Genomic DNA, 2,365 nt, shown 5'->3' with positions numbered 1-2,365 from the left:
TTCGTGGTTGATGCCGTGGTGACGCCGAACTGCAGCATCTCCGCGGATACCCTGGACTTCGGCACCGTGACCGCGCTCGACCGCGAGGTCGATGGCATCGGTCGTATCGCCAGCACCTGCACGCGCAACGCCGCCTACCAGATCAGCCTGGACAACGGCCGCTATGCCGATGGCAATGCGCGCCGGATGGCCAGCGGCAACAGCCGTGTCCGTTACGAACTCTATCGTGATGCCGCGCGCAGCCAGCGCTGGGGCATGCGCGCCAGCGGCGAAGCGGTGACCGGCACCGGCAACGGCCAGGCCATCCTCACCACCATCTACGGCCGCGTGCCGGTGCAGTCGGGCATGACGGTGGGCAGCTACGCCGACACCGTGGTCGCGATCATCAGCTTCTGAGGCGCCGGGCCGGCGGCCCGGAGGCGGGCCGGCCGGGTCGCCACTGCCGCCTCTCCGGCGGTTAAGGGCTCAGCAGGGGGCGCGCGCTCAGATCCGGTAGTCGAGGATCAGCGGCGCGTGGTCGGAGAACTTCTCGCCGGTGTAGATGTCGGCCCCCGTGATGCGCTCGCGCAGCTCCGGCGACACGATGTGGTAGTCGATGCGCCACCCGACGTTGTTGGCATAGGCCTGGCCGCGGTTGCTCCACCAGGTGTAGCGCTCCGGGCGCTGGTCCGCGACGCGGAAGGCATCGACATAGCCGACCTCGTCGAACAGCTGTGTCAGCCAGGCGCGCTCGTGCGGCAGGAAACCGGAGTTCTTCTGGTTGCCGCGCCAGTTCTTGAGGTCGATCTCCTTGTGCGCGATGTTCCAGTCGCCGCACACCACGAGCTTTTCTCCGGCCGCGCGGCGCGCCTGCAGGATGGGCATGAGCTCGACCAGAAAGGCATCCTTGCGCGCCTGCGCGGCATCCGACGACGAGCCCGAGGGCAGGTAGAGCGAGACCACGGTGAGGTCGCCGAAGCTCGCCTCGATCCAGCGGCCCTCGGTGTCGCAGAGCGCGAAGCCGAGGCCGGTCTTCACCGAGTCCGGCTTGTCGCGGGTGTAGATCGCGGTGCCCGAGTAGCCGGGACGCACGGCATCGAACAGATGGCGGTGCCAGCCCGGCGGGTTGAACACCTCGCCATCGAGCTGGTGCGTCTGCGCCTTGGTCTCCTGGATGCACAGCACGTCCGTGCCGGAATTCTCCAGCCAGGTGAAGAAGCCCTTGCTGGCGGCGGAGCGGATGCCGTTGAGGTTGGCGGAGACGATGCGCATATGGGTTCCCTGGGCGTGACGGAAGCAGATGTGGCCGGATTGTAGCGGTGTTGGCGGCGGCGCGGGCGCCCGGCAGATTGTCGCCACGGCTACGGTCGCAGCCACGGGCATTTGCTAGAGTGACCGGGCAGCGCGGCGTCAGACCGCGCACAGACCTGTCCGGCAGACTTGCCCAGAGGGAGCCGCCATGCCCGTGATCCGCACCCCCGAGTCCCGTTTCGCCGGCTTGCCGGACTATCCGTTCGCCCCCAATTACCTGGATGTCGGCGGCACCGCCACGCCCGGCCTGCGCATGCACTACCTGGACGAAGGCCCGCGCGACGGCCGCGTGGTGCTCATGCTGCACGGCGAGCCGAGCTGGAGCTACCTGTACCGGCACATGATCCCGCCCGTGGTCGCGGCCGGCTGCCGCGTCATCGCCCCCGACCTGATCGGCTTCGGCAAGTCCGACAAGCTCACGCGCATCAGCGACTACAGCTACCAGTCGCACATGGACTGGCTGACCGCGCTGGTGGAGCAGCTGGACCTGTGCGATATCACCGTGGTCGGCCAGGACTGGGGCTCGCTGCTGGGCCTGCGTCTGGCCGCCGAGCAGGAGCCGCGCTGCGCGGCCATCGTGATCGGCAACGGCATGCTGCCCACCGGCGACCAGCCGGTGCCGAAGGCGTTCAGGATCTGGAAGCATTTCGCGCTCTACAGCCCGTGGTTTCCCATCGGCCGCATTGTCGCCAGCGGCGTGCGCCGCAAGCTGCCGGATGGCGAGCGCGCCGCCTACGATGCGCCGTTCCCGTCGGCGCAGTACAAGGCCGGTGCGCGGGCTTTCCCGCGGCTGGTGCCGGTGACCCCGGACGATCCGGCGTCGCCGGCGAACCGCAGCGCCTGGGAGGTGCTGGCGCAGTGGCACAAGCCCTTGGTGACCGCGTTCAGCACCGGAGACCCGATCACCCGTGGCGGCGACAAGTATCTGCAGAAGCGCATTCCCGGCGCGCAGGGCCGGCCGCACGTGACGCTGCGCGGCGGGCATTTCCTGCAGGAGGACTCGCCGGCGGAGTTCGCGGCGGCGGTGCTGGCGGCCGTGCGGGCCTGATGCCGACCGCCTGACCGAGCCGGCAGC

3 protein-coding genes are annotated in these 2,365 nt (G+C 69.3%); 2 read left to right on the top strand and 1 reads right to left on the bottom strand.

Annotated features, from left to right (window positions below; genetic code table 11):
* Positions 1-396 (top strand): Csu type fimbrial protein (locus C5O18_RS08660; RefSeq protein WP_146089310.1); only part of this gene is annotated, 396 nt, incomplete at its 5' end.
* 87 nt (positions 397-483) lie between these two features.
* On the opposite strand, the gene C5O18_RS08655 is transcribed toward C5O18_RS08660, so the two are convergent.
* On the bottom strand, positions 484-1,251 hold the full coding sequence (locus C5O18_RS08655) for an exodeoxyribonuclease III (RefSeq protein ID WP_105193169.1): 768 nt from the start codon (positions 1,249-1,251) through the stop codon (positions 484-486).
* Positions 1,252-1,438: 187 nt separating this feature from the next.
* Between C5O18_RS08655 and C5O18_RS08650 the strand changes: the two genes are divergently transcribed.
* Complete coding sequence (locus tag C5O18_RS08650; protein WP_105193167.1) at positions 1,439-2,338, top strand: haloalkane dehalogenase; 900 nt, start codon at positions 1,439-1,441, stop codon at positions 2,336-2,338.
* Positions 2,339-2,365: the final 27 nt, after the last annotated feature.

This window comes from Amnimonas aquatica (assembly GCF_002943415.1).
In the GTDB taxonomy this organism is placed as follows: Bacteria; Pseudomonadota; Gammaproteobacteria; order Pseudomonadales; family Moraxellaceae; genus Perlucidibaca; species Perlucidibaca aquatica_A.
The sequence above is the reverse complement of the archived record's forward strand: the minus strand, read 5'-3'. Positions and strand labels throughout refer to the sequence as shown.

Coding starts and splice junctions, on each gene's coding strand:
- C5O18_RS08655 (WP_105193169.1), bottom strand. CDS start 1,251: ATGCGCATCGTCTCCGCCAACCTCAACGGCATCCGCTCCGCCGCCAGC.
- C5O18_RS08650 (WP_105193167.1), top strand. CDS start 1,439: ATGCCCGTGATCCGCACCCCCGAGTCCCGTTTCGCCGGCTTGCCGGAC.